At 33.2% G+C, this 23,937-nt stretch carries 25 protein-coding genes; 19 read left to right on the top strand and 6 right to left on the bottom strand.

Annotated features, from left to right (window positions below):
* Positions 1-133 precede the first annotated feature (133 nt).
* The 14 genes from ACGLWY_RS02000 to ACGLWY_RS01935 all read left to right on the top strand — a co-directional run bounded on the left by ACGLWY_RS02000 (position 134) and on the right by ACGLWY_RS01935 (position 8,323).
* Entirely contained in the window at positions 134-340 is a 207-nt protein-coding gene (locus tag ACGLWY_RS02000; RefSeq protein ID WP_396618000.1) for a hypothetical protein, read from the top strand.
* Between the two features lie 32 nt (positions 341-372).
* Positions 373-558 carry a CsbD family protein gene (locus ACGLWY_RS01995; RefSeq protein ID WP_396617999.1) on the top strand — a complete coding sequence of 62 codons (186 nt, stop codon included), beginning with the start codon at positions 373-375 and terminating at the stop codon, positions 556-558.
* Positions 559-664: 106 nt separating this feature from the next.
* Positions 665-1,771 (top strand): AI-2E family transporter, encoded by a 1,107-nt coding sequence (locus ACGLWY_RS01990; protein ID WP_396617998.1) that lies wholly within the window; start codon positions 665-667, stop codon positions 1,769-1,771.
* A 212-nt stretch (positions 1,772-1,983) separates the two neighbouring features.
* Entirely contained in the window at positions 1,984-2,547 is a 564-nt protein-coding gene (locus ACGLWY_RS01985; RefSeq protein WP_396617997.1) for a helix-turn-helix domain-containing protein, read from the top strand.
* A gap of 24 nt (positions 2,548-2,571) precedes the next feature.
* Positions 2,572-3,018: a response regulator gene (locus ACGLWY_RS01980; RefSeq protein WP_396617996.1), complete on the top strand. Its 447-nt coding sequence runs from the start codon at positions 2,572-2,574 to the stop codon at positions 3,016-3,018.
* On the top strand, positions 3,018-4,802 hold the full coding sequence (locus tag ACGLWY_RS01975) for a CHASE3 domain-containing protein (protein ID WP_396617995.1): 1,785 nt from the start codon (positions 3,018-3,020) through the stop codon (positions 4,800-4,802). The genes ACGLWY_RS01980 and ACGLWY_RS01975 overlap by 1 nt, the downstream gene beginning before the upstream one ends.
* A 239-nt stretch (positions 4,803-5,041) precedes the next feature.
* Positions 5,042-5,542, top strand: coding sequence for a DUF4142 domain-containing protein (locus ACGLWY_RS01970; RefSeq protein WP_396617994.1), 501 nt, complete (start codon positions 5,042-5,044; stop codon positions 5,540-5,542).
* A gap of 28 nt (positions 5,543-5,570) precedes the next feature.
* Complete coding sequence (locus ACGLWY_RS01965) at positions 5,571-5,723, top strand: lmo0937 family membrane protein (protein ID WP_396617993.1); 153 nt, start codon at positions 5,571-5,573, stop codon at positions 5,721-5,723.
* 76 nt (positions 5,724-5,799) lie between these two features.
* Positions 5,800-6,060 (top strand): YtxH domain-containing protein, encoded by a 261-nt coding sequence (locus tag ACGLWY_RS01960; RefSeq protein WP_396617992.1) that lies wholly within the window; start codon positions 5,800-5,802, stop codon positions 6,058-6,060.
* 17 nt (positions 6,061-6,077) lie between these two features.
* On the top strand, positions 6,078-6,494 hold the full coding sequence (locus ACGLWY_RS01955) for a hypothetical protein (protein ID WP_396617991.1): 417 nt from the start codon (positions 6,078-6,080) through the stop codon (positions 6,492-6,494).
* Positions 6,481-6,831, top strand: coding sequence for a hypothetical protein (locus tag ACGLWY_RS01950; RefSeq protein ID WP_396617990.1), 351 nt, complete (start codon positions 6,481-6,483; stop codon positions 6,829-6,831). Before ACGLWY_RS01955 ends, ACGLWY_RS01950 begins: the two co-directional genes overlap by 14 nt.
* Positions 6,832-6,882: 51 nt before the next feature.
* Entirely contained in the window at positions 6,883-7,545 is a 663-nt protein-coding gene (locus ACGLWY_RS01945; RefSeq protein WP_396617989.1) for a hypothetical protein, read from the top strand.
* A gap of 32 nt (positions 7,546-7,577) precedes the next feature.
* Positions 7,578-8,078, top strand: a complete 501-nt coding sequence (locus ACGLWY_RS01940) for a hypothetical protein (protein ID WP_396617988.1) — start codon at positions 7,578-7,580, stop codon at positions 8,076-8,078.
* Positions 8,079-8,158: 80 nt separating this feature from the next.
* Positions 8,159-8,323, top strand: a complete 165-nt coding sequence (locus tag ACGLWY_RS01935) for a hypothetical protein (protein ID WP_396617987.1) — start codon at positions 8,159-8,161, stop codon at positions 8,321-8,323.
* 69 nt (positions 8,324-8,392) lie between these two features.
* On the opposite strand, the gene ACGLWY_RS01930 is transcribed toward ACGLWY_RS01935, so the two are convergent.
* Both ACGLWY_RS01930 and ACGLWY_RS01925 read right to left on the bottom strand, forming a co-directional pair.
* Positions 8,393-9,577, bottom strand: coding sequence for a pyridoxal phosphate-dependent aminotransferase (locus ACGLWY_RS01930; protein WP_396617986.1), 1,185 nt, complete (start codon positions 9,575-9,577; stop codon positions 8,393-8,395).
* A gap of 20 nt (positions 9,578-9,597) precedes the next feature.
* Complete coding sequence (locus ACGLWY_RS01925; protein ID WP_396617985.1) at positions 9,598-10,698, bottom strand: fatty acid desaturase family protein; 1,101 nt, start codon at positions 10,696-10,698, stop codon at positions 9,598-9,600.
* 142 nt (positions 10,699-10,840) lie between these two features.
* Between ACGLWY_RS01925 and rsmG the strand changes: the two genes are divergently transcribed.
* Entirely contained in the window at positions 10,841-11,470 is a 630-nt protein-coding gene (rsmG, locus tag ACGLWY_RS01920; RefSeq protein WP_396617984.1) for a 16S rRNA (guanine(527)-N(7))-methyltransferase RsmG, read from the top strand.
* Between the two features lie 25 nt (positions 11,471-11,495).
* Here the strand turns inward: rsmG and ACGLWY_RS01915 are convergent, their stop codons facing one another.
* A complete protein-coding gene (locus tag ACGLWY_RS01915) occupies positions 11,496-12,455 on the bottom strand; it encodes a tetratricopeptide repeat protein (protein WP_396617983.1) in 960 nt (319 codons plus the stop codon).
* A gap of 275 nt (positions 12,456-12,730) precedes the next feature.
* Here ACGLWY_RS01915 and ACGLWY_RS01910 point away from each other — a divergent pair, with 275 nt between their 5' ends.
* Positions 12,731-17,632 carry a LamG-like jellyroll fold domain-containing protein gene (locus ACGLWY_RS01910; protein WP_396617982.1) on the top strand — a complete coding sequence of 1,634 codons (4,902 nt, stop codon included), beginning with the start codon at positions 12,731-12,733 and terminating at the stop codon, positions 17,630-17,632.
* Between the two features lie 79 nt (positions 17,633-17,711).
* Here ACGLWY_RS01910 and pruA read toward each other — a convergent pair whose 3' ends face one another.
* Entirely contained in the window at positions 17,712-19,340 is a 1,629-nt protein-coding gene (gene pruA, locus ACGLWY_RS01905; protein WP_396617981.1) for an L-glutamate gamma-semialdehyde dehydrogenase, read from the bottom strand.
* Positions 19,341-19,490: 150 nt separating this feature from the next.
* Here pruA and ACGLWY_RS01900 point away from each other — a divergent pair, with 150 nt between their 5' ends.
* The 3 genes from ACGLWY_RS01900 to ACGLWY_RS01890 all read left to right on the top strand — a co-directional run bounded on the left by ACGLWY_RS01900 (position 19,491) and on the right by ACGLWY_RS01890 (position 21,821).
* Entirely contained in the window at positions 19,491-20,216 is a 726-nt protein-coding gene (locus tag ACGLWY_RS01900; RefSeq protein WP_396617980.1) for an NRDE family protein, read from the top strand.
* Positions 20,209-21,201 (top strand): DUF6695 family protein, encoded by a 993-nt coding sequence (locus ACGLWY_RS01895; RefSeq protein WP_396617979.1) that lies wholly within the window; start codon positions 20,209-20,211, stop codon positions 21,199-21,201. Before ACGLWY_RS01900 ends, ACGLWY_RS01895 begins: the two co-directional genes overlap by 8 nt.
* A gap of 98 nt (positions 21,202-21,299) precedes the next feature.
* The gene (locus ACGLWY_RS01890) at positions 21,300-21,821 is read left to right on the top strand and encodes a DUF4136 domain-containing protein (protein WP_396617978.1); all 522 of its coding nucleotides are present in this window, start codon (positions 21,300-21,302) and stop codon (positions 21,819-21,821) included.
* Positions 21,822-21,981: 160 nt separating this feature from the next.
* Here the strand turns inward: ACGLWY_RS01890 and ACGLWY_RS01885 are convergent, their stop codons facing one another.
* A complete protein-coding gene (locus tag ACGLWY_RS01885) occupies positions 21,982-23,397 on the bottom strand; it encodes a M64 family metallopeptidase (protein WP_396617977.1) in 1,416 nt (471 codons plus the stop codon).
* A 2-nt stretch (positions 23,398-23,399) separates the two neighbouring features.
* Positions 23,400-23,900: a hypothetical protein gene (locus ACGLWY_RS01880; RefSeq protein WP_396617976.1), complete on the bottom strand. Its 501-nt coding sequence runs from the start codon at positions 23,898-23,900 to the stop codon at positions 23,400-23,402.
* Between the last annotated feature and the right edge of the window lie 37 nt (positions 23,901-23,937).

Below are 23,937 nucleotides of genomic sequence, written 5' to 3'. Positions count from 1 at the left end.
CCTTATTAAAATTCTATAATAATCTGTAATAATTGTGTAACAGCAAATGTTTACTGCTATGCTACCTTTGTATTAAATGATTAAAGCTTTTTTATAACTTATTAAATTACTAAGCCATTTAAATTACTAAGCCATGAATAAAAGTGTAAAAACAATTTTAATAATAGTAGGTGTGGGGTTGTTGGCTTATGGTATTTATACCATGATAATTCCAGAAACACAATTAAGTATTGGAGATTTAGATATTGTCACACAACAAGACAATACCAATGCATACATAACTATTGGGTTAGGTCTTGTAGCACTTCTTATTAGTTTTTTTGGAGGTAAAAAAGTTTAGAAAGTAAAATATAAACCCAAAAATTTGAAATTATGAACACAACAGAAATTAAAGGAAACTGGAACGAGCTAAAAGGGAAATTAAAGCAAAAGTACGCCACATTAACAGATGATGATTTGCTTTTGGCAGAAGGAAAACAAGACGAGTTAGTTGGTAGATTACAAGAAAAACTTGGGAAAACTAAAGAAGAAGTGCATGAAATTATTTCTAATCTATAGAAAATAAATATACTGTCTAGAATGATTACAATTACGGTTGTTTGGTTGGTTAGTGAAACCGTTTTTTGTAACTTTTAGGCAGTTTTTTTATTGTATAATAATGAATATGAAAAACCACATCAATCACAGTGCTTTAAGCCTATTGTCGATTATTGCTGTGGTTTTTATTCTATACATATCAAAGCCTTTTATAGTGCCAATATTATTTGCTATTATTTTTAGCGTTATGATATTTCCTATTCAAAGGTTTCTTGAAAAAAGGTGGCGTTGTAACAGGTTGTTTGCAACATTTGCATCATTAGCAACCTTGTTTTTTTTAACCGCATTAATCTTTTTTTTAATTAGTACACGGTTAATTTATTTTATGGATAATAGCGAGGTTTACTCGCAAAAATTGGGAGAGCTATTTCATGAATTCGTAAATGGTTTAGAGCGTACATTTAATATAGGAAACAATAGACTTTTTGCAGAGCAGGAGTTTAAAGCCGAAAACATTATTAAAGCCAATTTAGATAAAATAGGTGTTGTTATATCTGAATCGAGTAGTCTTTTGGGTGATATGGTTTTAATTCCTATTTATGTATTTTTCTTCTTGTATTACCGTGCCTTTTTTAGAACATTTTTTTATAAAGTGTTTAGATCCAAATCAAAATCGTTCATAAATAGTATCTTAAAAAAGATATACGAAATCCAACAAAATTATTTATTAGGTTTAATTAAGGTCATTATTATTGTTGGCTGTTTAAATAGTTTGGGTTTGTTGCTTTTGGGCATAGGTAATCCGTTTTTCTTTGGTTTTTTAGCAGCATTTTTACTGTTAATCCCTTATATAGGTGTTGTTATTGGGTCGTTATTACCGGCCATAATAGCTTTGGCAACTAAAGATTCTGCGTGGTATGCATTTGGTGTTATTGCTGTTTTTGGGTTTATTCAATTTTTAGAAGGTAATTTTATAACGCCTAAAATAACGGGTTCTAAAGTAAGTGTTAATGCTTTCGTTGTTATTACATCGTTGGTACTGTTTTCAATGCTTTGGGGAATAACGGGCATGATTTTAGCGTTACCTATTACTGCAACTTTAAAAATACTGTTTGACAATGTGCCTGGTTACGAAGCTTATGGATTTCTTATAGGTGAACCTGTAGATAAGCATCTTCAAAGTAAAGCAAGGAGCCGTTTAAAAAAATGGAAAAGCATCAGGAAAGCTAAATAGGTATAACCTATAATAAATTGAGGTTAAGACAAAATGCTTTCTTAACTTTACAGTGAAGTGATTTGAATTTTTTGTTTGTAGGCAAAAGAAAAGTTTAAACGATTTTATTAATTAAACTTTATATGAAATTGCCATTGATAAATGCGTTTTAAATAAAGTTTAATGAAGATAAGGAGATACCCATGACTTAAAAAAACAATCATTATTAGCGTATGAAATTATTTATAAAGTTCGATTTTAATACCATTTGTAAGAAAGTTTTAGAAATAAAACTTGATGAGCTCAATATAAAGTACAGAATTTTAGCTTTTGGAGAAGTTGAGTTATTGGAAAAAGTATCAGATGAAACCTATAAAACCTTAAATAATGCTTTAAACGATTATGGCATCGAAATAGTTGAAAATCAAAAAAGCATTTTGGTTCAAAAAATTAAAGATGTTATTGTAGATATGGTTTTTAATGAAGATGCTACTGTAAATGTTAAAAGTTCGGTATATCTGTCAGAAAAATTAGGACATAGCTACGGGTATCTTTCCAATTTATTTTCAGAGGTTACTTATACATCCATTGAAAATTTTATCATCATCCAAAAAATAGAATATACCAAACAACTGTTATTAACTACTAATTTAAGCTTAACAGAAATAGCCTTTAAACTTAATTATTCCAGTGTGGCACATTTGAGTACACAATTTAAAAATAGCACAGGAATTACACCTTCTGCTTTTCAGCGTATTATTTCAAAAAGAAGAAGTATTGCACAACAAAAAAACTAACCAGTATTTATATTAAATTTATTTATGCCAAACAATTATATACATATTATTCTTACCGATGATGACGAAGACGACAGACTGTTTTTTATCGATGCTTTTGATGAACTAGACATGAATACCAAAGTAAGTACCTTTAACGATGGGGTAGAACTTATGGATTATTTAAACAACGAAGATTCCATTTTGCCAAATGTGCTTTTTTTAGATTTAAATATGCCAAAAAAGTCGGGAATAGAATGCTTAAACGAAATTAAGGCGAATAGTAAAATGTCCGACATTGCCATTGCTATTTACTCAACATCAGCATCGGAAGAAGATATTGAAGAAACTTTTGTCTTAGGCGCCAATATTTATATTAAAAAGCCAAGTAGTTTTAAACAGCTTAAAAAAGCACTTTCAGAAGTCGTGTCCATTAATTGGCAATATCACACCAACGGTTTAAACAAAGATAATTTTTTAATGAGGCTGTGATGATTAGGCAAGTATTTACACAATCGGCTTTATTTTTAAGAATCGTTTTTTTGGCTAGTGTGTTCCTCATTCTAGTAATAGGTGGTTTTACATACCGACATATTTCTAATTTAACAAACTCTACCAAACAGGTCGTTAGCACTTATAAAGTTAATGTTGAGTTAGAAAAAGTTATTTCGTACTTAAAAGATGCCGAAAATGGTCATAGAAATTACATTTTAACAAAAGATACTACCCACTTAGAGCCCTATTTAACCGCCAGGGAAAAGGTTAACGAGTCGTTTGCCGAATTAAAGGAAACAGCAAGCGATAGCAAGACTCAAGAAGAAAATTTAAAAACATTAAGTAAGTATATCGATGCTCTATTCAACAATTTTACACAAACAAATGCTTTTGTTGAAAACAAGCGAACACTAACAGAAGAATTTAAATCCAATTTTTTTGAAGAAAAAATAATCATGGATTCTATCAGGCAAATAATCAACGAGATGATTGCGCTTGAAAACAACCAACTTAAAGAACGCCAAAAACAGTACCAAAGCAATTTACAATTTACGCCATTATTCTTGTATTTATTATTGTTGTTTACGTTGGTGTTAATCATAATCTCATACAATAGAATAAGTAACGATTTTAAAAACATAAAGATCTTTAATAACCAATTATCAATATTTAAAGAAGCTACTATTCAATTAGAAACTATAGGGAAACATGGTAATTGGGTTTGGCATGTTGATACAAATACCTTTGTTTTTTCAGATAATTTGTATAGGGTTTTAGGCGAAAAGCCAGGAGCATTTAAGTCTACTTTAGAAAACTTTATGGAATTTGTTCATCCAAATGATAAGAAAAAGTTTGCTGCCGATATAGAAAAAATGATGGAGGTAGATGATTTGCCTTTTACATACTTCAGAATTATTAAAAAAGATGGTACTGTAAGACATATAAAAGCCTACGGTAAATTACTTGTAATTGGAGATGGAGATAAACGAATTGTTGGGAATATTACTGATATTTCAGATGAAATTGAGAACTATTTACAGCTTGAAGAGCGTAATTTAGAGCTTGAAAAAAACAATGCTGAACTTTCAGAATTTAATTATGTTGCCAGTCACGACCTGCAAGAACCTTTGCGAAAAATACAAACCTTTATATCTAGATTGGAAGAAAAAGAAGCCAAAAACTTTTCGAGTTTGGGACTTCAGTACCTTGAACGTATCAATGTGTCTGCCGCTAGAATGCGCCTGTTAATAGACGATTTGCTTCAATTTTCAAGAACCAACAAACCAGATAAGGAATTTGTTTTAACCAATTTGAATGAACTTCTTGAAAATGTAAAACAAGATGTAGCAGAAACCATTTTAGAAAAAGAAGTAACTATTACCAGTGATGTGTTGCCATCATTGTCCGTGATCCCTTTTCAAGTGCATCAATTGTTTTTAAACTTGCTAAGTAATGCGTTAAAATACAGTAAAAAAGATGTAGATCCCGTTATTAAAATAACATATTCAAAAATTAATTCAAAAGATGATGAAGATTTGATGAACGTACCAAAGAACAATTATCATAAAATTACTTTTTCAGATAATGGTATAGGTTTCGAACAGCAATATGCAAATCAAATATTCGAACTATTTAATAGACTTCATGACAAACATGACTATTCCGGAACAGGTGTAGGCCTTTCAATTTGTAAAAAGATTGTAGATAACCACGATGGGTTTATTATGGCTCATGGAGAACCTCAAGTAGGTGCCACCTTTAGCATTTACTTTCCCGAATAAACGAGTTCAATTAAAAAAACCTTTTTAGAAAGCCCTAAAGTAAAATACTTCAGGGCTTTTTTATGTTTTGAGATTAATTTTTTTACTGTGTATTGAAATTCTATAACAAACGCTAAAAATGCTGTAACGTAAAACACCTATTTGGTTTGCATCTTTGCAATGTAGAGAAAGAATAGCAAGTGATAATTAATAAAAACATAAAAAAGTATGTAGCACTCTCACTAATTATAACGATATGTGTGAGTATTGTTTCTTGTGATTTAGATAGAAATGAAAATGAGAACTATTTGTACAATAATGATGCTATAACTGAAAGAGTTAAAATCAATATTGAAGAAGCAAAGGCAATGTCGGATATATCAATGTTGAATGAAACTATAATTGCTTTGAGTAGGTTATCACTAGAAAAAACCAGTGCTTATCGCGTAAAAACCATATCATATAAGCTAAAAAAGGACAACATAGAACTTAAAAAGAACTTAAATGATTTAGCTAAAAAAAAATTGATACTGCTGCCAATAAAGTTGGATGATAAAGAAATGAATGAGCTATCTAAAATTGATGAAGCTGGTTTTTCTGAAGCGTACTTAAATAAAGTTAAAGAGTTATTGGAAAGAGAAATTACAGAATTAGAATATTTGTCTGCCATAACAAACGATCTGGATTTTAAGGTATTAACAGTTAGATCATTAGTGAAGTTAAATTATAATTTAAATCAAGTACAAAAAATACTTAAATAAAATCATTAACAATTAAAAAATAAATATTATGAGAAGTTTATTATATCTAGTAGCGATAGTGCTTATAATAGGTTGGGCTTTAGGGTTCTTTGTTTATAGTGCGGGAGGATTAATCCATATATTATTGGTCATTGCTGTAATAGCCATATTACTAAGGTTAATTGGTGGTAGAGGCTTGTAGTTTTTACACAAACTTAAAATAACAAAACTCCACCACATAAGTGATGGTAATTTATAAATCAAAAAAAAATAAAATCATGAAATCAAGTGTATTAGGCGTATTAGCAGGAATTGCAACAGGTGCTGTATTAGGCATATTATTTGCCCCAGATAAAGGATCGAAAACAAGAAAAAAAATTAAAAATAAATCTATAGAAGCCAAAGAAAACTTAAAAGAAGAGTTCGACAATTTTTTAGAAACCGTATCAAAAAAATATGATTCGGTAGTTAAAAATGGGGAAGAAATTCTAGAAAAAGGAAAAAAGGAAATAAAAGATACAGTGAATTCTAAACTGTAAATTTTAAATTAAAAAAAATGAACAGCAACACAGACATGGCAAAAAGCATAGACATGCTTTATGAAAAGGCTAAAAAGTACACAGGAACAAGTGCGGAGTTATTTGCATTAAATACAGTTGATAAAACTGCAGATGTACTTTCGTCTTTAACAGCTATAGTGCTTCTTGTTATAGTTGTTGCCATGTTCACACTGTTTGTTAACGTGGGCTTAAGTCTTTTTATAGGGAGCTTGTTAAATGCGTATTATTTAGGTTTTTTTATTGTGTCAGCGTTCTATTTGGTATTGGCTTTAGTGCTTTATGCGTTTAAAGATAAATTTATTAAAATGCCCGTTGCCAATTTAATCATCGCAAAATTATTGAAATCTAAAAATTCAGATTTTAACATTCCAGACATACTTAAAGAAACCAATCATGAACATGAAGAAGTCTAAAAATCAAATAGAGTCATTAAATGATGCTATGGTGCTTCTTGAAAAAAGGAGAAGGAAGGAATATGAAGATTTAAAACTTCAGTTTTATGAAACTTCCGAAAGCTTTAGACCCATAAATATATTCAACCAAGCTGTAAGAGATTTCAGGGAGTTTCCAGAAGTAAAAACAAATCTTTTTGAAACGATACTAAGTGTTACAGGAGGTTATTTTTCAAAAAAGATAATTGTAGGTAAATCAAATTCTTTCATAAAGAAGATTTCAGGATATGTTTTGCAGTATGCTGTTACCAATTTTATTTCAAAAAAAGTAGGTGCAGATACAGATAGTAAAGAGTAAATATAACTAGTGAAGAATAAATACTTAATTATTAATTAAAAACTAAATAAAATGAAAGCATTAAAATTAACAATAGTACTAATCGCTACATCGGTAATGTTTGTAGCATGTAATGATAGCCAAAAAGAAAAGGCTCAAAAACAAGTAGATAGTTATAAAGCTTATGTGGATTCTATAAGCGAAATAGCTGCTGATAAAGCCGCTGAAAACTGGGAAGCTATTGAGGATAAGTACCAAGAAAAGAAAGTAGAAACCAGTAATGCCATTGTGTCTGTTAAAGAAAACACCGATTTACAAATGGAAATAGACGAAACTACTTTAAAATATGAAGCGTTTAAGGCAGAAGTAATTGCAGAACATGAAAGAGTGGAAGTAGAAAATTCTAAAATGATGATGCGTCAGTCGTTGTTAGGAAGTCACTATACAGGAGGCGATATGAAGTTTACATGGATTAATAAAGATAACATTTTAAGTGTTTACGAAAACTTTGTTGATACCGTAGATAAAAATAAAGATTCGTATTCTCGAGAAGATTGGGATGAAATCAAGTTGATTTATGAAGCCATCGATACCAGAAAAAATACTGTTGAAAAAGAAGGTTTGTCAAGTGCCGATAATAGAAAAATAGCTGGGTTAAAATTAAAATTTGCACCTATGTACACATTTAACAGGATGGGTGCCAAATCGGAAGAAAACGCCGAAGCAAAAGAATAAGCATTAATACAAATAACTTAAAAATCAAAAAAATGAAAATATATTTAATTACAGGTATTCTAGCATTAATAACGAGTGTGTCAATGAATGCACAGGAAATTTCAAAAAATGCATTAGGACTGCGATTAGGAGATAGCAATGGTTTTGGGAGCGAAATATCTTACCAAGCTCGCTTAGGAAATGACCATAGATTAGAGTTGGACCTTGGTTGGAGAGATGGTAAAAACTATGATGGTTTTAAACTGGCAGCACTGCACCAATGGGTTTGGAATATTGATGGAGGTTTTAATTGGTACGCTGGTCTTGGTGGGGGTGTAGGGTCATATAGTTTTAATGACGATAACTTCAATGATGGTAATGATTATAATGATACTTTTATTTTTGGCGCAGGTGATATAGGGATAGAATATAATTTTGACATTCCATTACTTCTTTCATTAGACTTTAGACCAGAATTGGCTTTTGGTGATGAACGTTATAATAATAATGATCTAGATTTAGATATAGCCTTAGGTCTTAGGTACCAGTTCTAAATGGAATAAATATTAAACGGTATAGTACCAAATTTGAATTAGGTTTCAAAAACAATTAGTCAACTTAAAAAAACAAAAAGATGAAAAAATTAGTATATACATTTTTATTATTAGCTACTGTTGGAACTATTTTTACAAGCTGTAGAGAGAAAAAAACAGCTGGAGAAAAAATTGAAGATGGTATTGAAGAAGTAGGGGATGGTATTGAAGATGCTGCTGATGAAATTGAAGATGCTGTAAACTAATATTTAAATCTTTAAAATAAAAAAGACTGCTTTAAGCAGTCTTTTTTATTACATATATTTAAAACGTTTTTAGCTTACAGCAGCTTTAATACGTTTAATAGCTTCAATAATTTGCTCTTGTGAAGCAGCATAAGAAATTCTTATACAATCTGGATTTCCAAACGATTCACCATCAACAGTAGCTACTAAAGCTTCTTCTAATAAATACAAAGAAAAATCGGAAGCATTGTTTATTGTTTTTCCGCGAAGCGTTTTTCCAAAGAAATAAGAGATGTTTGGAAACACATAAAAAGCACCTTCAGGAACGTTTGTGACAAAACCTTCAATCTCGTTCAATAATCCTAAAATTAAATCACGACGTACTTTAAACTCGTCAATCATGTACTGAACACGACTTGGCGATTCGTTAAGCGCTGTAATAGTCGCACGTTGCGCAATACAGTTAGCACCACTTGTAATTTGCCCTTGCATTTTGTTGCATGCACGCGCAATTTTTTCAGGAGCACCAATGTATCCAATACGCCATCCAGTCATCGCAAATGCTTTCGATACACCATTTACAGTAATGGTACGATCGTACATATCTTCAAATTGAGCCATACTCGCATGACCACCAACGTAGTTGATGTGTTCGTAAATTTCATCAGAAACCACATAAATATTTGGGTATTTCACCAATACATCTGCCAATCCCCTAAGTTCCTCTTTACTATAAATAGAACCACTTGGGTTACAAGGCGAACTAAACCAAATCATTTTAGTTTTTGGTGTAATGGCAGCTTCTAGCTGTGCGGGTGTCATTTTAAAATCGGTAGCAATCGTTGTTTTAACTTCAACAGGAATACCATCGTTTAATTTTACTAAATCGGCATAACTAACCCAGTAAGGACAAGGTATAATGACTTCGTCACCTTTGTTGGTCATAACCGCAGCAATGTTAGCCAACGATTGTTTTGCACCTGTAGAAACTACTATTTGGTTTGGAGTATATGTTAAGTTATTATCACGTTTAAATTTAGTGATGATGGCTTGTTTTAAATCGCCGTACCCATCAACAGGTGAGTACGAATTGTAATTGTCATTAATTGCTTGAATAGCGGCATCTTTAATAAAATCGGGTGTGTTAAAATCTGGCTCACCCAAACTTAACCCAATAATGTCTTTGCCTTCTTCTTTTAACTCTCGTGCTTTTGCAGCCATAGCTAACGTAGCAGACTGAGCCATGTTTAAAATTCTATCGGATAGTAATTGCATTTAAAAATAAATAATAGTTGTTAGACGTGTAAAGCTGGTTTCGTGCCCATCTCCTTTAAGTGCTTAAAATGTGCGATAATGGCTTTACGGGTAGTTTTATATTCGTTGTATGGTAAGTTGAATTCCTTAGCAGTTTCCTTAACTATTTTTGAAATTTTAGTGTAGTGAACATGGCTAATATGAGGAAAAATATGGTGTTCTACTTGATGGTTTAAACCACCAGTAAACCAGTTTATAATTTTGTTTTTTGCACCAAAGTTAACAGTTGTTTTTAGTTGATGGACTGCCCAAGTGTTTTTCATGGAGCCATCTTTTTCAGGGAGAGGCATTTCGGCATCTTCCATAACGTGAGCCAATTGAAATACGACGCTTAAAATTAAACCAGCTGTATAATGCATTAGAAAAAATCCTATTAAAATTTTCCACCAAGCAATATCTAAAATTAGCATGGGAAGCACAATCCAAACAGCAACATAAATAATTTTGGAAATCACCAATTTACTCCAATTCCAAACTGGATTTGGGAATTTACCGTATGATAATTTACGTTTCATGTAGCGGCTCATTTGCTGAAAATCGGTAGTAATTGCCCAATTGATAGTTAGCAATCCGTAAAGCAAAACAGAATAATATTGTTGGAATTTATGATACCATTTCCATTCAGAGTGTTCTGTGAAACGCAAAATGCGGCCTGCTTCTAAATCTTCATCATGACCATGAATATTTGTGTAGGTATGGTGCAATACATTGTGCTGTACTTTCCAATTGTAAACATTTCCGGCAAGAATATAGATACTGCTCCCCATTAAGCGGTTAATCCATTCTTTGTTAGAAAATGAGCCATGGTTGCCATCGTGCATCACATTCATACCAACACCAGCCATACCTATGCCCATAACTATGGTTAGCAGTAATTGTGCCCATCCAGGGATGCTTAATGTTAAAAGTAAAAAATAAGGCGTTAAAAAAAGAGAGAACATCACAATGGTTTTTGCCCATAATTTCCAGTTGCCTGTTCTTTTTATGTTATTATCTTTAAAGTAATCGTTGACACGTTTGTTAAGTGTTCTGAAAAACTTTGCAGAGTCTGTTCTTGAGAATGAAAGGGTTTGTTTTGACATGCTATTAATTTTAATATGATTCATAATAAAAAATTGTTGATCATACCTGTGGCAAAGATAGGTATAAACCAACTTAAGTTATAACGTTTTTTTGTAAAAATATGTACTTAAAAAGTATATTTTTGTTGAAAATTTAACAAGAATGGACCTGATATTAAAATACTTTACGAATCTTACGGACGATCAAATAAGTAAATTCAAACAATTGGAAGCTCTTTATCAAGATTGGAATTTGAAAATAAACGTCGTATCCCGTAAAGATATTGATGAGCTTTATTTAAGACATGTTTTACATTCGCTAGGTATAGCTAAGGTTGTTAAATTTAAAGATGGTAGCAAGATTTTGGATGTTGGTACAGGTGGCGGATTTCCAGGTATTCCGTTAGCTATTTTGTTTCCAAATTGTTCGTTTCATTTGGTTGATAGTATCGCTAAGAAGTTAAAAGTGGTTGATGAAGTGGTAGAAGGCTTAGGGTTAACCAATGTGAAAACAACCCACAGTCGTGTTGAAGAAATTGACGATACTTACGATTTTATTGTAAGTCGCGCCGTAGCGGTTATGCCAACATTTGTGCATTGGGTAAAAGGTAAAATAGCCAAACAGCAAAATCACGAACTCAAAAACGGAATACTGTATTTAAAAGGAGGTGATTTGGCAGAAGAGCTTCAAGATTATAAAACAGTTACTATATACAATTTAAGCGATTTTTACACTGAAGATTTCTACGAAACCAAAAAGTTAGTCCATTTGCCTTTAAAGTATAGAGGCTGATTTTTTTATAAAGAACTCGTTTAAATTATAACTCAGATACTTCTTTGAAATTTTCATTAAAAAAGAAATATTGGTTTTGATACCAATACGTGTTTTTAAATTGGTCAATTGTTTTTGCATCACCTTCGGGTGATACAATAGCCTTTGCTTTTTGAAAATATAGCTTAGCCTTATTTGCATCTTTCATTTTGTAATAGGTTAATGCCAGTCCAATAAGAGCATCAAAATCTAAAGAATCATAGCGTAAAGCGGTATCGAAATCGGTAACAGCATCCATGTATTTTCCTAAAAACAGATTTGAAGTGCCTCTGTAAAAATAAGCGTAACTATTGTTTTCGTTTAGCTTTAAAGCAATTGAAAGATCTAAATTTGCTTTTTCATAGTAATTGATGCCTAAATAAAACACACCTCTATTGTAGTATGAATTTGAACTCGGATCTGCCAAAATAGCGAGACCATAATCATTCAAAGCCAGCGGGTATTTTTCTAAGGCACTATATGCAGATGCTCTTAAAAAATAGGTTTTAGCTTGTGAAGGCGCAACCTTTATTACCGAAGTAAAATCTTTTATGGCACCTTCATAATCACCTAAATCATACTTTACGCACCCTAGGCTATAAAGAGCATCAATAAAGTTTGGGTCAAGTTTAAAAGCGTTTTGGTAATCTTCCTGCGCCCCAACAAAATCTTTTAAACTATATCTAGAATTTCCTCTGTTATAATAAGTATCGGCATCTGGTTGCAAAACGATTATTTTGGAATAATCTACTATAGCCCCAGAATAATCACCTAAATCATTTTTAGCAATACCTCTATAAAAGTAGGCGTCAAGGTTTTTAGGTTCAAGTTCTATTACTTTGGTGTATAACTCTATTTTTTCATTCAAATCAGTGGCTTTGTTAGCTTGCCTAAAAAATTTGTTTGCTTGTCCATAGGAGAACCCATGGCACATTATTAATAGTATAACAATAAATGTTCTTTTCATTTTATAATAATGAAATTTAAGATTTGAGTTTTGAAAAATTAAAGTTACAATATTTTTATGCATTTTGGATAAGGTCATTATTTTTTCTAAGTCTATTTTATTGAAGGATACTCATATTGAGATGTAGTATGTAACTTATATATAAAATTTAATTAACATAAAAGATTGTTAAAACATTAAAATAAATACATTTTATCGGATTAATATGCTTTTAATCGATATTTTTGTTTATGTTTGCTTTTTTTAAATAAAAAATTAACATATAAGTCTCTCACATGAAAATCAAGTCTCTCAAAGAATTGTTTGTTTTAAGGATAATTCTATTTTTTTTTCTAATTAGTTTTATTGGTAATGCACAAGATATCCAAGTTGAAATCTTAGGAGGATCAACAGTTTCAGAAGGCGCTTCTGTCGCTATTTTTGTGGGCAATACAATTTCATTCAGAATTACAAATATAAGAACGGATTGCGATAAAGTTAAAATTGAAGATATAAGTTTGTCAAATACAACTGACTTTTCAATTTCCACCGACAAAACCCCAATAAATATAGATACCCAAGACTGTAATGGTAAAGTCAAGTATTTTGATTTTACCATTACAAATACAAGTGGTAATTGTGACGCTTTTACAGATGTCATTATAGAAGTTAAGCAAGACCCAGACTTTTCCTTTACGTTTTCTATAACTGGAGACCCTGAAATTAATGTGCTAGGAGGGAGTCCTTCTGCCGATATAGTTAATGGTTCAACAATTACAACTTCAATTAATGGAACTTATTTTGGAGTCGTAGACGAAGGTGCAAGTGTCACACGTTATTATATTTTATCAAATACGGGGAGTTGTCCTATGGATATTTCTGCAATCTCTAGTTCGGTAGCTGACTTTTCGGTACCGGGATATGTTTTATTGCCAAATTATACACTAACTGGTATTCCTGTAACTGTTATTCAAGGGGCTTATGTTATCTTGCCTGTTACTTTTACGGGACCGGTAGCTGGTACAGGAACACAAACAGCAACCATAAGTATTACTAATACTGCCAATACGACGTTTACTTTCGATGTAAGTGCAGAAATGTTTAATTATAGTATTCCTGGTCCAGGTGGTGTTACTGCCGATTTTAGGTTATGGCTAAAATCTACCAGAGGAATCACTACATCAGGTGCTAGTCTCACTAACTGGACCGATGTAGGGACTAATGGGAAAAATGCCAATACAGTTTCTGGTAAGGAACCAACATATTTAGATATACCAACCGATAATATAAATTTTAATCCGGTAGTGAAGTTCGTAAATGATGGTGGAACTACAGAACAATATATGTATAACAGCGATTCGCCTTTAAGTGGATTTTATAGTGCTGATATATTTATTGTAATGATTCCAGATACAAACATAACCAATGCTTCTGCAAGAAATACTATTTTTGCTGGAGTAGATTCCGAAACCGCTGGCGATGTTACCGGATTAGGCTTTGGTGACTATTCATCGGGTTTTACTAATGAAACCTTATCTTATAATCAAGACGTTGCCGGAACTGGAAGTTTTAATGGTGTTGCAGAAATCGGTTCAACTTATTCTAATGTTGGTATTATAAATATTAGAAATAATACAACAACATCTCCAACGGGTCAAGAAATTTTATATAATTCTAACCTTTTAACAGCATCTACGGTTACTAATTCTTTTGCTAATATAAATGGAAGCAAATACTGGATTGGTAGAAATTATGATCTTGTTGGCAGTCTGAATGGGAGAATTGCTGAAATTTTCACCTTTGCTACCAGGGTAGATGCCGCTGCAAGACAAAAAATAGAATCATACTTGGCTATTAAATATGGTATTACTCTAGGGGATTCGACTGAAGCTCAAAAAGATTACGTTAATTCTTTTAATACGACTATTTGGGATATAACAGCAAATGCAGGCTTTAATTACCATATTGCAGGAATTGGTAGAGATGACGATTCAGATTTAAATCAAAAACAATCAAAAACAATCAATACGACTAATGAAGTAACCATTGGGCTAAATGGTATTTTTAATACAAATAGTGCAAATACCAATGAATTTAATGAAAATGGTGACTTTTTGGTTTGGGGATGTAATAATGCAAGTTATACAGGGTCAAATACCAATACAATTACTGTAGCATCAGGAATTACCACTTCATTGACGCGGATTGACCGCAAGTGGAAAATTGTAGAATCTATTGAATCTGGCTCAGGAGGAGATGTTGAAAATGTATATGTCTCCATACCAAGTGATGCTTTTAGTGGTTTTACATTGGGTACAGATGAAGAATATGTGCTAATTGTTGCTGATAATTCTAATTTTTCTAATACAGACATTATAGATGTTATTCCTTTAAAGTCTGATGGTGCTGGAAATCTGAAGACTTGGTATGATTTTGATGGTGCTAAATATTTCACATTTGGTAAGGCAGCTCGATTTTCTGAAAATCATTCAGTTAGCATTGATTCTGGAGATTATTTGGTGGGCGAATATGCCCTTAATTTAAATATTAACGACTTTACTATTTCTGCTTGGGTTAAAAACAATACTGCAAGTGCAAACCCAAGAACAATAATGTCTAAGGGAAGTAAGCTACAACTAAGGTTAAATTCAAGTGACCAAATTGAAGTGATGGTAGATAATGATATAACGCCAAGATTTACATCTACAATGCAGTTGAATGATGGTAAATGGCATCAAATAACATTTGTTTACATCAGTGGAACAATATATTTATATGTAGATGGTGTTTTAGACAAGTCGGAACAAAACGTTACCGCACCTTCTCCAAATTTCAATCGCTTTGCTGTTGGCGCATTGTATGTTGACAAAAATAACATTTTAAACCCGTTTTTTGGTGAAATAGATGAGGTGTATGTATGGGATCAAGGACTCAATGAAGATCAAGTACGTTATCTTATGAATCAAGAAATAGAAAAGGTTACAGGAGATTTTGTAAGTGGTAAAATAATCCCTTCGGCGAGTTCCAGTAACGAAGTGTCAACAATTGCTTGGAGTAAGTTAAAGGCCTATTATGATTTTAATTCTTTTTATGGTTCAACTGTAGAAGGCTTAACAGACGATAGAAACTTTTTGCGATTAAAATATTTAGTAAAAGACAAAGCACTTGTTGATGCACAAACAGCTCCTTTACCTTACATTTCTGCAGCAGATGGTGACTGGGATACAAGTGCTGTCTGGAGTAATAATGCCGATCAAGTCATACCAAACTCAATAAGTTTAGATGGTACTACTAAAGTAGATTGGAACATTGTTCAAATGGCGCATAATATAAGCTCAGGCGATAGGGATATTTCACTTTTAGGTTTAATACAAACCGATGGAACTTTAACAATTGCAGATCCAGTAGCTACAACGCCCGAAGAAAACAATGCAGGTCAAGAATTAACAATTACCCATTATTTAGAGTTAGATGGTGTCATAGATTTAGTAGGTGAATCGCAATTAATCCAAACCGAAGGCAGTATTGTTGATGCCGATAGTGGCGGTTATATTGAAAGAGACCAACAAGGTACAGCTAATGGGTTTAATTATAATTATTGGTCGTCTTCAGTAGGTCCCACCTCTGGAAATAGTGCCACAAGAGGTACAGGTGTTTCAAGTACAAATGCTAACTATACCATAAAAGATGTTTTAAAAGATGGAACCATGTCGTCATCATATCAAGATCTTTTATTTAGCACATCCTATAATGGGAGCGGTTCTATTCCATCAGCGGGCTCCCCAAGAACGATTAGTACGGCGTGGTTATATAAATTTTATGGTACGGCAAATAATTATAACGCTTGGGGAAAAATAAATGAAACATCTTCTTTGCTTGCCGGCGAAGGTTTTACAATGAAAGGAACAGGGGGTTCGGCAGCAATACCAATAGCAACACTTCAAAATTATGTGTTTAAAGGCCTGCCAAATAATGGTGATATTACTTTGTCTTTAGATAAATCGTCTGGCGATGTTGAAAGGTTAATTGGGAATCCATATCCTTCTGCCATAGATGCAACAGAGTTTATATTGGATAATATAAGTGTAGCGGAAGGTGGTAACAATACAAACACCGTTATTAATGGCGCTCTGTATTTTTGGGATCATTTTGGTCAAGCAAACTCACATATGTTAAAAGACTATATTGGCGGTTATGCCACGTATAATTTAATTGGAGGAGCAGCCGCCATTTCAAATGATGCAAGAATTAACAATACATCCAATGCAGGTAGTGCTGCTGTAGGAACCAAAGTGCCAGGGCAATATATTCCAGCAAACCAAGGCTTTTTTGTGTCTACAGTATTAGAAGGAAACCCTAATGATAATAGCGGAACAATTTCTAGTGTAGATGGAGGAACCATTATATTTAAAAACAGTCAACGCGTGTATGCAACCGAAGATGGTTCAACGTCGCTGTTTATGAAATCTTCAAAAGATAAAACATCAAGTAAGATTGCAAATAATAAAACAAAAAAGAACACACCAACCATTCGTTTGGTTTACGATTCTCCTTTAGGATACCATAGACAAATTGTTGTTGGAGCTAATAGTAAAGCCTCAAGTGGTTTCGATTTAGGCTACGATGCCTTTATGGTTGATGTGAATGTGGAAGATATGTATTGGACTATTGATAACAACAAGTTAGTAATTCAAGGTGTCGATGCATTTGATGCGTTTAAAGAGCTTTCCTTAGGAATAATTGTTAAGAAGAGTGGTGTCGTAAAAATAAAGCTCGATGCTATAGAATATTTAGAATCGAAAATGCCTATTTATATCAAAGATGAATTAACAGGTGAAACAAATGAAATTACTAAGAATCCTTTTGAAGTGTATTTGGAAAAAGGTATTTATAATAATAGGTTCAAATTAGTGTTTCAATCCAACCAAGCGAAATTTTTAACAGCCAATGAGGTTGAAATGACCGATCTATTTATTCATTTTGATGCAAGTACTTCTTCTGTGAAAATACTTAACAAGAATAAGATAGATCTATTAGAGGTGTCGCTGTACAACCTTTTAGGACAAGAAGTTAAATCGTTAAGATTAAACACAACTTCAGATGCTTTAATGCCTGTATCTGTTGATACAGGCACCTATATTGTAAATCTAAGAACGGCTAAAGGATTGGTTCGTAGAAAGATAGTTATGGATAGGTAATAATAGAGTAGTTATTGTCAAATTTTAAATTAAAAACCCACCAGATTTTGGTGGGTTTTTGCTATGATATATATTAATATTATTCTCCTAAAAACGGGTAACGATAATCGGTTGGCGTCACAAAGGTTTCTTTTATTAATCTTGGAGAGACCCAACGCAATAAGTTTTGAGCACTTCCGGCTTTATCGTTCGTTCCCGATGCACGTGCACCACCAAAAGGCTGTTGACCAACAACAGCACCCGTTGGTTTGTCGTTGATATAAAAGTTTCCTGCGCTGTTTTGTAAAGCTGTAGTAGCCTCGGTAATGGCATATCTATCAGTTGCCAAAATAGCACCTGTTAATGCGTAGTCGCTGGTTCCGTCAACCAATTTTAAGGTGTCTGCGTAAGCGTCATCTTCATATACATAAATAGTAATTACAGGTCCAAATAACTCGGTACACATGGTGGTGTATTTAGGATTTGTAGTTACAATTACCGTAGGTTCTATAAAATAACCTTTGCTTTTATCGTGGTTACCACCGGCAATAATTTCAGCATCCTTGTCTGTTTTAGCTTGATCAATATACTTTGCTAATTTATCAAAAGAGCCTTCATGAATAACAGCAGTAATAAAGTTATTCATATCGACAGGAGAGCCCATTTTAAAAGATTTTATATCCTCAATAACCAGTTTTTTAACCTCAGGCCATAAACTTTTTGGTATGTAAGCTCTGGAAGCGGCACTACATTTTTGACCTTGAAACTCAAAAGCACCACGAATAATGGCAGTTGCTACTTGTTTTGGAACGGCACTTTTGTGCGCTATGATGAAATCTTTTCCACCAGTTTCCCCAACAATTCTTGGGTAAGACTTATAGTTGTGAATATTGTTCCCTATCTGTTTCCAAAGTTCTTTAAATATAAATGTAGAACCCGTAAAGTGGAGTCCGGAAAAATCTGGACTTGCTAAAATAGTATTGGTAATCATAACAGGGTCGCCAAAAACCACATTAATAACGCCCGCGGGCACACCTGCTTCTTTGAAAACATCCATAATGACTTTAGCCGAATATATTTGGCTATCGCTTGGTTTCCATATAACGACATTCCCCATTAAAGCCATGCATGATGGCAAATTACCAGCAATAGCAGTAAAATTAAAAGGTGTAACCGCATAAGTAAACCCTTCGAGTGGACGGTATTCAATACGGTTCCAAACATCACTGGTGCTTTCAGGTTGTTCTGCGTAAATATCTGTCATGTACTGCACATTGTATCGCAAAAAATCGACAAGCTCACAAGCTGCATCAATTTCAGCTTGGTGTATGGTTTTAGATTGCGCTATCATAGTAGCAGCATTTATTTTTGCTCTATAAGGGCCTGCAACCAATTCGGCAGCTTTTAAAAAGATGGCAGCCCGTTGTTCCCAAGGTATTTGAGACCAGGTTTTTCTGGCTTCTAAAGCAGTTACAATGGCTTTGTCTATATGTCTTTTTTCTGCTAAATGATAGGTTCCAACAACATGTTTATGGTCATGTGGAGGCGACATGGTTCTGGTGTTTCCTGTTATTACATCTTCTCCATTTATATACAAAGGCACATCTATAGTACTAGTATACATCTCTTTGTAAGCCTTTAAAACAGCGTCGCGTTCAGGGGTTCCTGGAGCATAACTTTTTACAGGCTCGTTAACTGCAATTGGTACATTAAAAAAACCTTTTCCCATAATTTGTTTATTTTTGTTGTTGAATTATCAGTAAATAGGTTACAAATTTAAGAATTTTTAAACGATTTTTAGGTTTGACACCTTCTTAAATGCACGTTAAAGTTTATTTAATTTTTGTAAGTTGCCAATCTGTTTTTAGACTATATTTTCATGTGTACAGTAACTATTATTCCAAAAGGAGACAACGATTTTGTGTTAACCTCAAATAGAGACGAGGCTCCAAACAGAGTTTCGCTTCCGCCAGATTTTTATATAAATAAGGACACCAGGCTTTTATATCCTATGGATAAACTCTCAGGTGGTACTTGGATTGGTTTAAGCGAAAAGAACAGAGTGGTTTGTGTGTTGAATGGTGCATTTAATACTCATGAACGTCAAGAGGATTACCTAAAAAGTAGAGGCGTCATTGCTTTGGATTTTTTGACTTCTGAAAGCATTTTAACTACCGCTGAAGCCTACGATTTAATTAACATCGAACCCTTTACGATGGTATTAGTAGATTGGAATACTACTTTGAAGTTCTATGAATTGGTTTGGGATGGCACAGAAAAACACTTTAAGGAATTGCCATTGGAACCTAAAATTTGGTCATCCTCTACACTCTATACTGCAGCAATGAAACAAGAGCGCCTACAATGGTTTGAAGATTTTAAAGCTGAAAATGATTTGAATGCACAAACCTTATTGAGGTTTCATAAAACAGCAGGAGCCGATAATAAAGAGTTTGGTGTTGTCATGAATAGAGGTTTTGTAAAAACGACCAGTATTACACAAATTGAAAAATTTAGAGAATCGCTTGAAATGTATCATGAGAACTTACAAAACAAAACCATTTCAAGTAAAACCTTTAAACTTTCTGAAACAGTAAATGACTAACACAGGTATTATTTTAACATTAGCCTATCCAGAAACTATTGTGATGGTGTCAAAAGAATGGTTTTCGCCATTTTTAAGGTTTTTGGGTGTTGGGAAAAAGAACTATTTGCGTGCAGGTCATGCTGCTTTGGTACTTATAAATAAAGAAAACGGTGTTTTAGAATACCATGATTTTGGTCGTTACATTACGCCCGAACCAACAGGGCGCGTTCGAGGAAGTGATACCGATAACGAACTGCATTTTCCGTTAGTGGCACAAATTGAAAATGATAAAATCACCAATTTAAACGCTATTTTAGAGTTTTTAGCAACCCATCCTAAACTAACACATGGCGACGGTAAAATGTTGGCATCGGTTTGTAACGCCATTGATTATAAAAAGGCACGGGCACATATTACCAACATGCAGGAAAAACATTTTATTTGTTACGCCGCTTTTATAAAAGATGCCTGTAATTGTGCGCGTTTTGTAACCGATACCTTGATTGCTTCGGTAACCGATAATAGTATTAAAAAGAATTTGGAAAACTCCAAATGGTTTACACCCAGTACAGTCGGCAATGTGGTGTTGGCAAATACCGAAACACATGCTTTTGAAGTGAGTGAAACGGGTGTGATTTCAAAATTTGAAGGCTCTCAAAAAAGTGAAAATGTGCGTTGTTTTTTAGATAAACTTAAAAACCACAGGCCAAATTTTGTGGGTACTTTAGAGCCTAAACTTGTTGATGGTTTACATGAAAAAGCACAATGGTTGCCAGGTATTGCAGCAGGCGCATGGTTTGAATTACATAAAACGGAATCCGACTTGGAATATCTTTTTAGAAGAATCTCACCTGTTGGGCATGTTGATGTTGAAGCTGTCTTTATGGCTGACAGTGACACTTTTAATTACCACGAAGCTTTTGAATTTGTACATTATTCAAACTGTAAATTCTTTCACGTGAGGCAAAATGGGACTGTTTTTAGGTTTGTGAAACGGAATTGATATCCATGAAGTGATTTAAACTTCTATATTTCAGTTTTTTGTTAATAGAAATAAGGGTGGAATAATTTTTGATTAACTTTATAAATAAAATTAGTGTTATGAAATTCCTTAAAGCTACCATTTTACTTCTTTTAATAGCATCTTGCGCGCCCATTCATGTTAATTATGATTTCGAAAAAGGAACTGATTTTTCAAAATACAAAACATATAGTTATTATGCCGATATGAAAACTGGTATGGGTGAATTGGATACCAAACGGTTTTTAGATGCTTTTGATGCGCAAATGGCAGCCAAAGGGTTTATGTTTTCCGAAACCCCCGATTTTTTTGTAGACATTAAAAGTAGCGAGTACCAAGAAGCACAACGTAACAACGTAGGTGTTGGTTTAGGAGGTGGCGGAGGTCATGTTGGCGGAGGTATTTCCATAGGATTGCCTATTGGTCAAGCGCATGTTAACCGCCAAATTACTATCGATTTTGTTGATGAAAATAAAAAACACCTCTTTTGGCAAGCCGTAACCGAATCGAGTTTTAACCCAAACGCCACACCAGAAAAACGTGAACAACTTTTTAATGCTCTTGCTGAAAAAGTATTGGCAGCATATCCCCCAAAGCAATAAGTTTAGATGAGGCTGTATAAAAAGTCTAGTCCTATGTCATATTGAGCACTTCGACAAGCTCAGCACAGGCTTTGTTGAAATATTTTAACTTGCTAGTAATCAATATCGGTTTCGACAAGCAACCTGACAAATTAAATTTAAAGGTCTTTTTAGACAGTCTCTAATTTTTAACTAGTTTTTTGCTGGCAATACGTATGTTTTTTGAGTAGAAGTTAGTTAAATAAATGCCCGTACTGAAATCACTTATATCAACTTGGTTTGTTTGATAGTTGCTTACTGTAATTGTTTTAATTCTTTTTCCGTCTAAACCAATGATATCAACCTTTAAAGTGTCATCTGTATCACTTTCAAATTTAAAATTTACAAAAGTGTTTGTAGGGTTTGGATACATGGTAATATTATAATTAGCAATGTTGCTGGTGATGTCTTCAATCCCTAAAGCCGAATTGTCAATGTCCCAAGTTATGGTGTAAACATGAAACGCATCGTGATTATCAACTTTTAATAATGTGGCAGCATCGGTAACGGCAACGGTCAGTGTGTTTGTTCCAGTATTCAAATCACTTTCTGTAAGGCTTACATTATCAACATCATTTGCAAAATTGGAAGCATTAAGAGTCCAAGTGCTTTTTAAAGTATTCGGAATGGGTTTTATTAAATCTAATTGAAAATCAACGGGAAATGCTGGACTCATTATAGAGGTTGAAATTGGTGTGTAAGAACCAATTGGTGAAACCAAACTGTGTATTTTTTCAACCATACCTTCTTTACAAACCGAACAAAAGAATTTATCAATGCTTTCCATGATACAGTTTTGGTGCGGTTTATACCAGTCAGCACAATTACCTGTCGAACAGGTGTATTGATAAATGCCAACGCCATTAGTGCCTAGCCAATTTTTCCATTTAATGGAAATGGGATCAGTTTCTTGAGTCATATTTATGGCTTCGGCAGCTAGAATATCTCCAGGATAATATTCATCTTTTAAATTAAATAAGGAATGTCCCAATTCGTGCATAATAACTTTGCTGCCCCAAAAACCTCTATAAGCCATAGGGAACATACCGCCACTACCACCATATTCAGAGGAATTAACTAAAATTAAAGTTTGGTCGTATGTTGGAAAATTAGTGGCCAAGACATTCATTATTTTTGCTTGCGTGTTATTGGAACTAAAACCATCAATTTCATAGTAAAGTAATCTGTGATTACCATAGGAATCGTAAGTAGCATTGAAATAAGTGTCCACATTCAGTATCGGGGAAGCTGGTTCTGTAACATCTGTAGCAGTTCCAGGATGATCTGCACCACTTTCATTGGAAGGCACTTTTATAATATGCACATTAAAATAATTGGCATATTCTTTAAAAGGAGATTGGTTGAACATAGCATTGGTGAAGTTAATAGCATCGGTTTTAAACTGAGCCAATTCACTAGCTTGATAACCTTCACTTAAAATAACCAGATTGATACGTTTATCATTATCTCCAGAATTTTTAATGGTTTCCACATCAAAAACCTGGGCAGAAAGCCATTGGAAACTAAAAAATAAAACGATGGGTAGAATATGCTTCATTTTTAATCCAGTTTTGTGGTAATTAAAGGGAGACTATTTTGTAATGAATCTATAATGTTACTAATGGTTATGTACTTTGTTTTGTCATGTAATGGTAACCTTAATGACAATGGCGCACTTTTTAACTCTACTTTTTTGCTTTCAAAGATAAGAGAATCATTGACGTATTCAATTATTTTCGATAACGGGTTTTTTATAATAACCGTTTTAATTTCCAGGGAATCTTTATCTAATTGACTGCATTTTAAATCGCCTACAGCACCCGTTTTGAGATATGCTTCGGTATTATTTTTTAGTTTCCCATCTGTAATAATCTTGTTTATAAACTGAACATGTTTGTTACCATGGTCATCTTTAGAGATGGTGTAATTTAAAAAAATAAGTTTAGGAGGGAGTTCCTCAATGACAGTTTCATTTACAGTTACGTTTCTTTTAGAAGCGCAAGAAATTTGTAACGCTAATAGTGCTATTAACAAAAAGATATGGATGTGGTTTTTGTGCAATGTTTTCTTTAATTAAGGTAAGGAGATGTTTTTGTAT

The organism is Mariniflexile sp. HMF6888, from assembly GCF_044335535.1.
In the GTDB taxonomy this organism is placed as follows: domain Bacteria; phylum Bacteroidota; class Bacteroidia; order Flavobacteriales; family Flavobacteriaceae; genus Mariniflexile.
The sequence above is the reverse complement of the archived record's forward strand: the minus strand, read 5'-3'. Positions and strand labels throughout refer to the sequence as shown.

Coding starts and splice junctions, on each gene's coding strand:
- ACGLWY_RS02000 (WP_396618000.1), top strand. CDS start 134: ATGAATAAAAGTGTAAAAACAATTTTAATAATAGTAGGTGTGGGGTTG.
- ACGLWY_RS01995 (WP_396617999.1), top strand. CDS start 373: ATGAACACAACAGAAATTAAAGGAAACTGGAACGAGCTAAAAGGGAAA.
- ACGLWY_RS01990 (WP_396617998.1), top strand. CDS start 665: ATGAAAAACCACATCAATCACAGTGCTTTAAGCCTATTGTCGATTATT.
- ACGLWY_RS01985 (WP_396617997.1), top strand. CDS start 1,984: ATGAAATTATTTATAAAGTTCGATTTTAATACCATTTGTAAGAAAGTT.
- ACGLWY_RS01980 (WP_396617996.1), top strand. CDS start 2,572: ATGCCAAACAATTATATACATATTATTCTTACCGATGATGACGAAGAC.
- ACGLWY_RS01975 (WP_396617995.1), top strand. CDS start 3,018: ATGATTAGGCAAGTATTTACACAATCGGCTTTATTTTTAAGAATCGTT.
- ACGLWY_RS01965 (WP_396617993.1), top strand. CDS start 5,571: ATGAGAAGTTTATTATATCTAGTAGCGATAGTGCTTATAATAGGTTGG.
- ACGLWY_RS01960 (WP_396617992.1), top strand. CDS start 5,800: ATGAAATCAAGTGTATTAGGCGTATTAGCAGGAATTGCAACAGGTGCT.
- ACGLWY_RS01955 (WP_396617991.1), top strand. CDS start 6,078: ATGAACAGCAACACAGACATGGCAAAAAGCATAGACATGCTTTATGAA.
- ACGLWY_RS01950 (WP_396617990.1), top strand. CDS start 6,481: ATGAAGAAGTCTAAAAATCAAATAGAGTCATTAAATGATGCTATGGTG.
- ACGLWY_RS01945 (WP_396617989.1), top strand. CDS start 6,883: ATGAAAGCATTAAAATTAACAATAGTACTAATCGCTACATCGGTAATG.
- ACGLWY_RS01940 (WP_396617988.1), top strand. CDS start 7,578: ATGAAAATATATTTAATTACAGGTATTCTAGCATTAATAACGAGTGTG.
- ACGLWY_RS01935 (WP_396617987.1), top strand. CDS start 8,159: ATGAAAAAATTAGTATATACATTTTTATTATTAGCTACTGTTGGAACT.
- ACGLWY_RS01930 (WP_396617986.1), bottom strand. CDS start 9,577: ATGCAATTACTATCCGATAGAATTTTAAACATGGCTCAGTCTGCTACG.
- ACGLWY_RS01925 (WP_396617985.1), bottom strand. CDS start 10,698: ATGTCAAAACAAACCCTTTCATTCTCAAGAACAGACTCTGCAAAGTTT.
- rsmG (WP_396617984.1), top strand. CDS start 10,841: ATGGACCTGATATTAAAATACTTTACGAATCTTACGGACGATCAAATA.
- ACGLWY_RS01915 (WP_396617983.1), bottom strand. CDS start 12,455: ATGAAAAGAACATTTATTGTTATACTATTAATAATGTGCCATGGGTTC.
- ACGLWY_RS01910 (WP_396617982.1), top strand. CDS start 12,731: ATGAAAATCAAGTCTCTCAAAGAATTGTTTGTTTTAAGGATAATTCTA.
- pruA (WP_396617981.1), bottom strand. CDS start 19,340: ATGGGAAAAGGTTTTTTTAATGTACCAATTGCAGTTAACGAGCCTGTA.
- ACGLWY_RS01900 (WP_396617980.1), top strand. CDS start 19,491: ATGTGTACAGTAACTATTATTCCAAAAGGAGACAACGATTTTGTGTTA.
- ACGLWY_RS01895 (WP_396617979.1), top strand. CDS start 20,209: ATGACTAACACAGGTATTATTTTAACATTAGCCTATCCAGAAACTATT.
- ACGLWY_RS01890 (WP_396617978.1), top strand. CDS start 21,300: ATGAAATTCCTTAAAGCTACCATTTTACTTCTTTTAATAGCATCTTGC.
- ACGLWY_RS01885 (WP_396617977.1), bottom strand. CDS start 23,397: ATGAAGCATATTCTACCCATCGTTTTATTTTTTAGTTTCCAATGGCTT.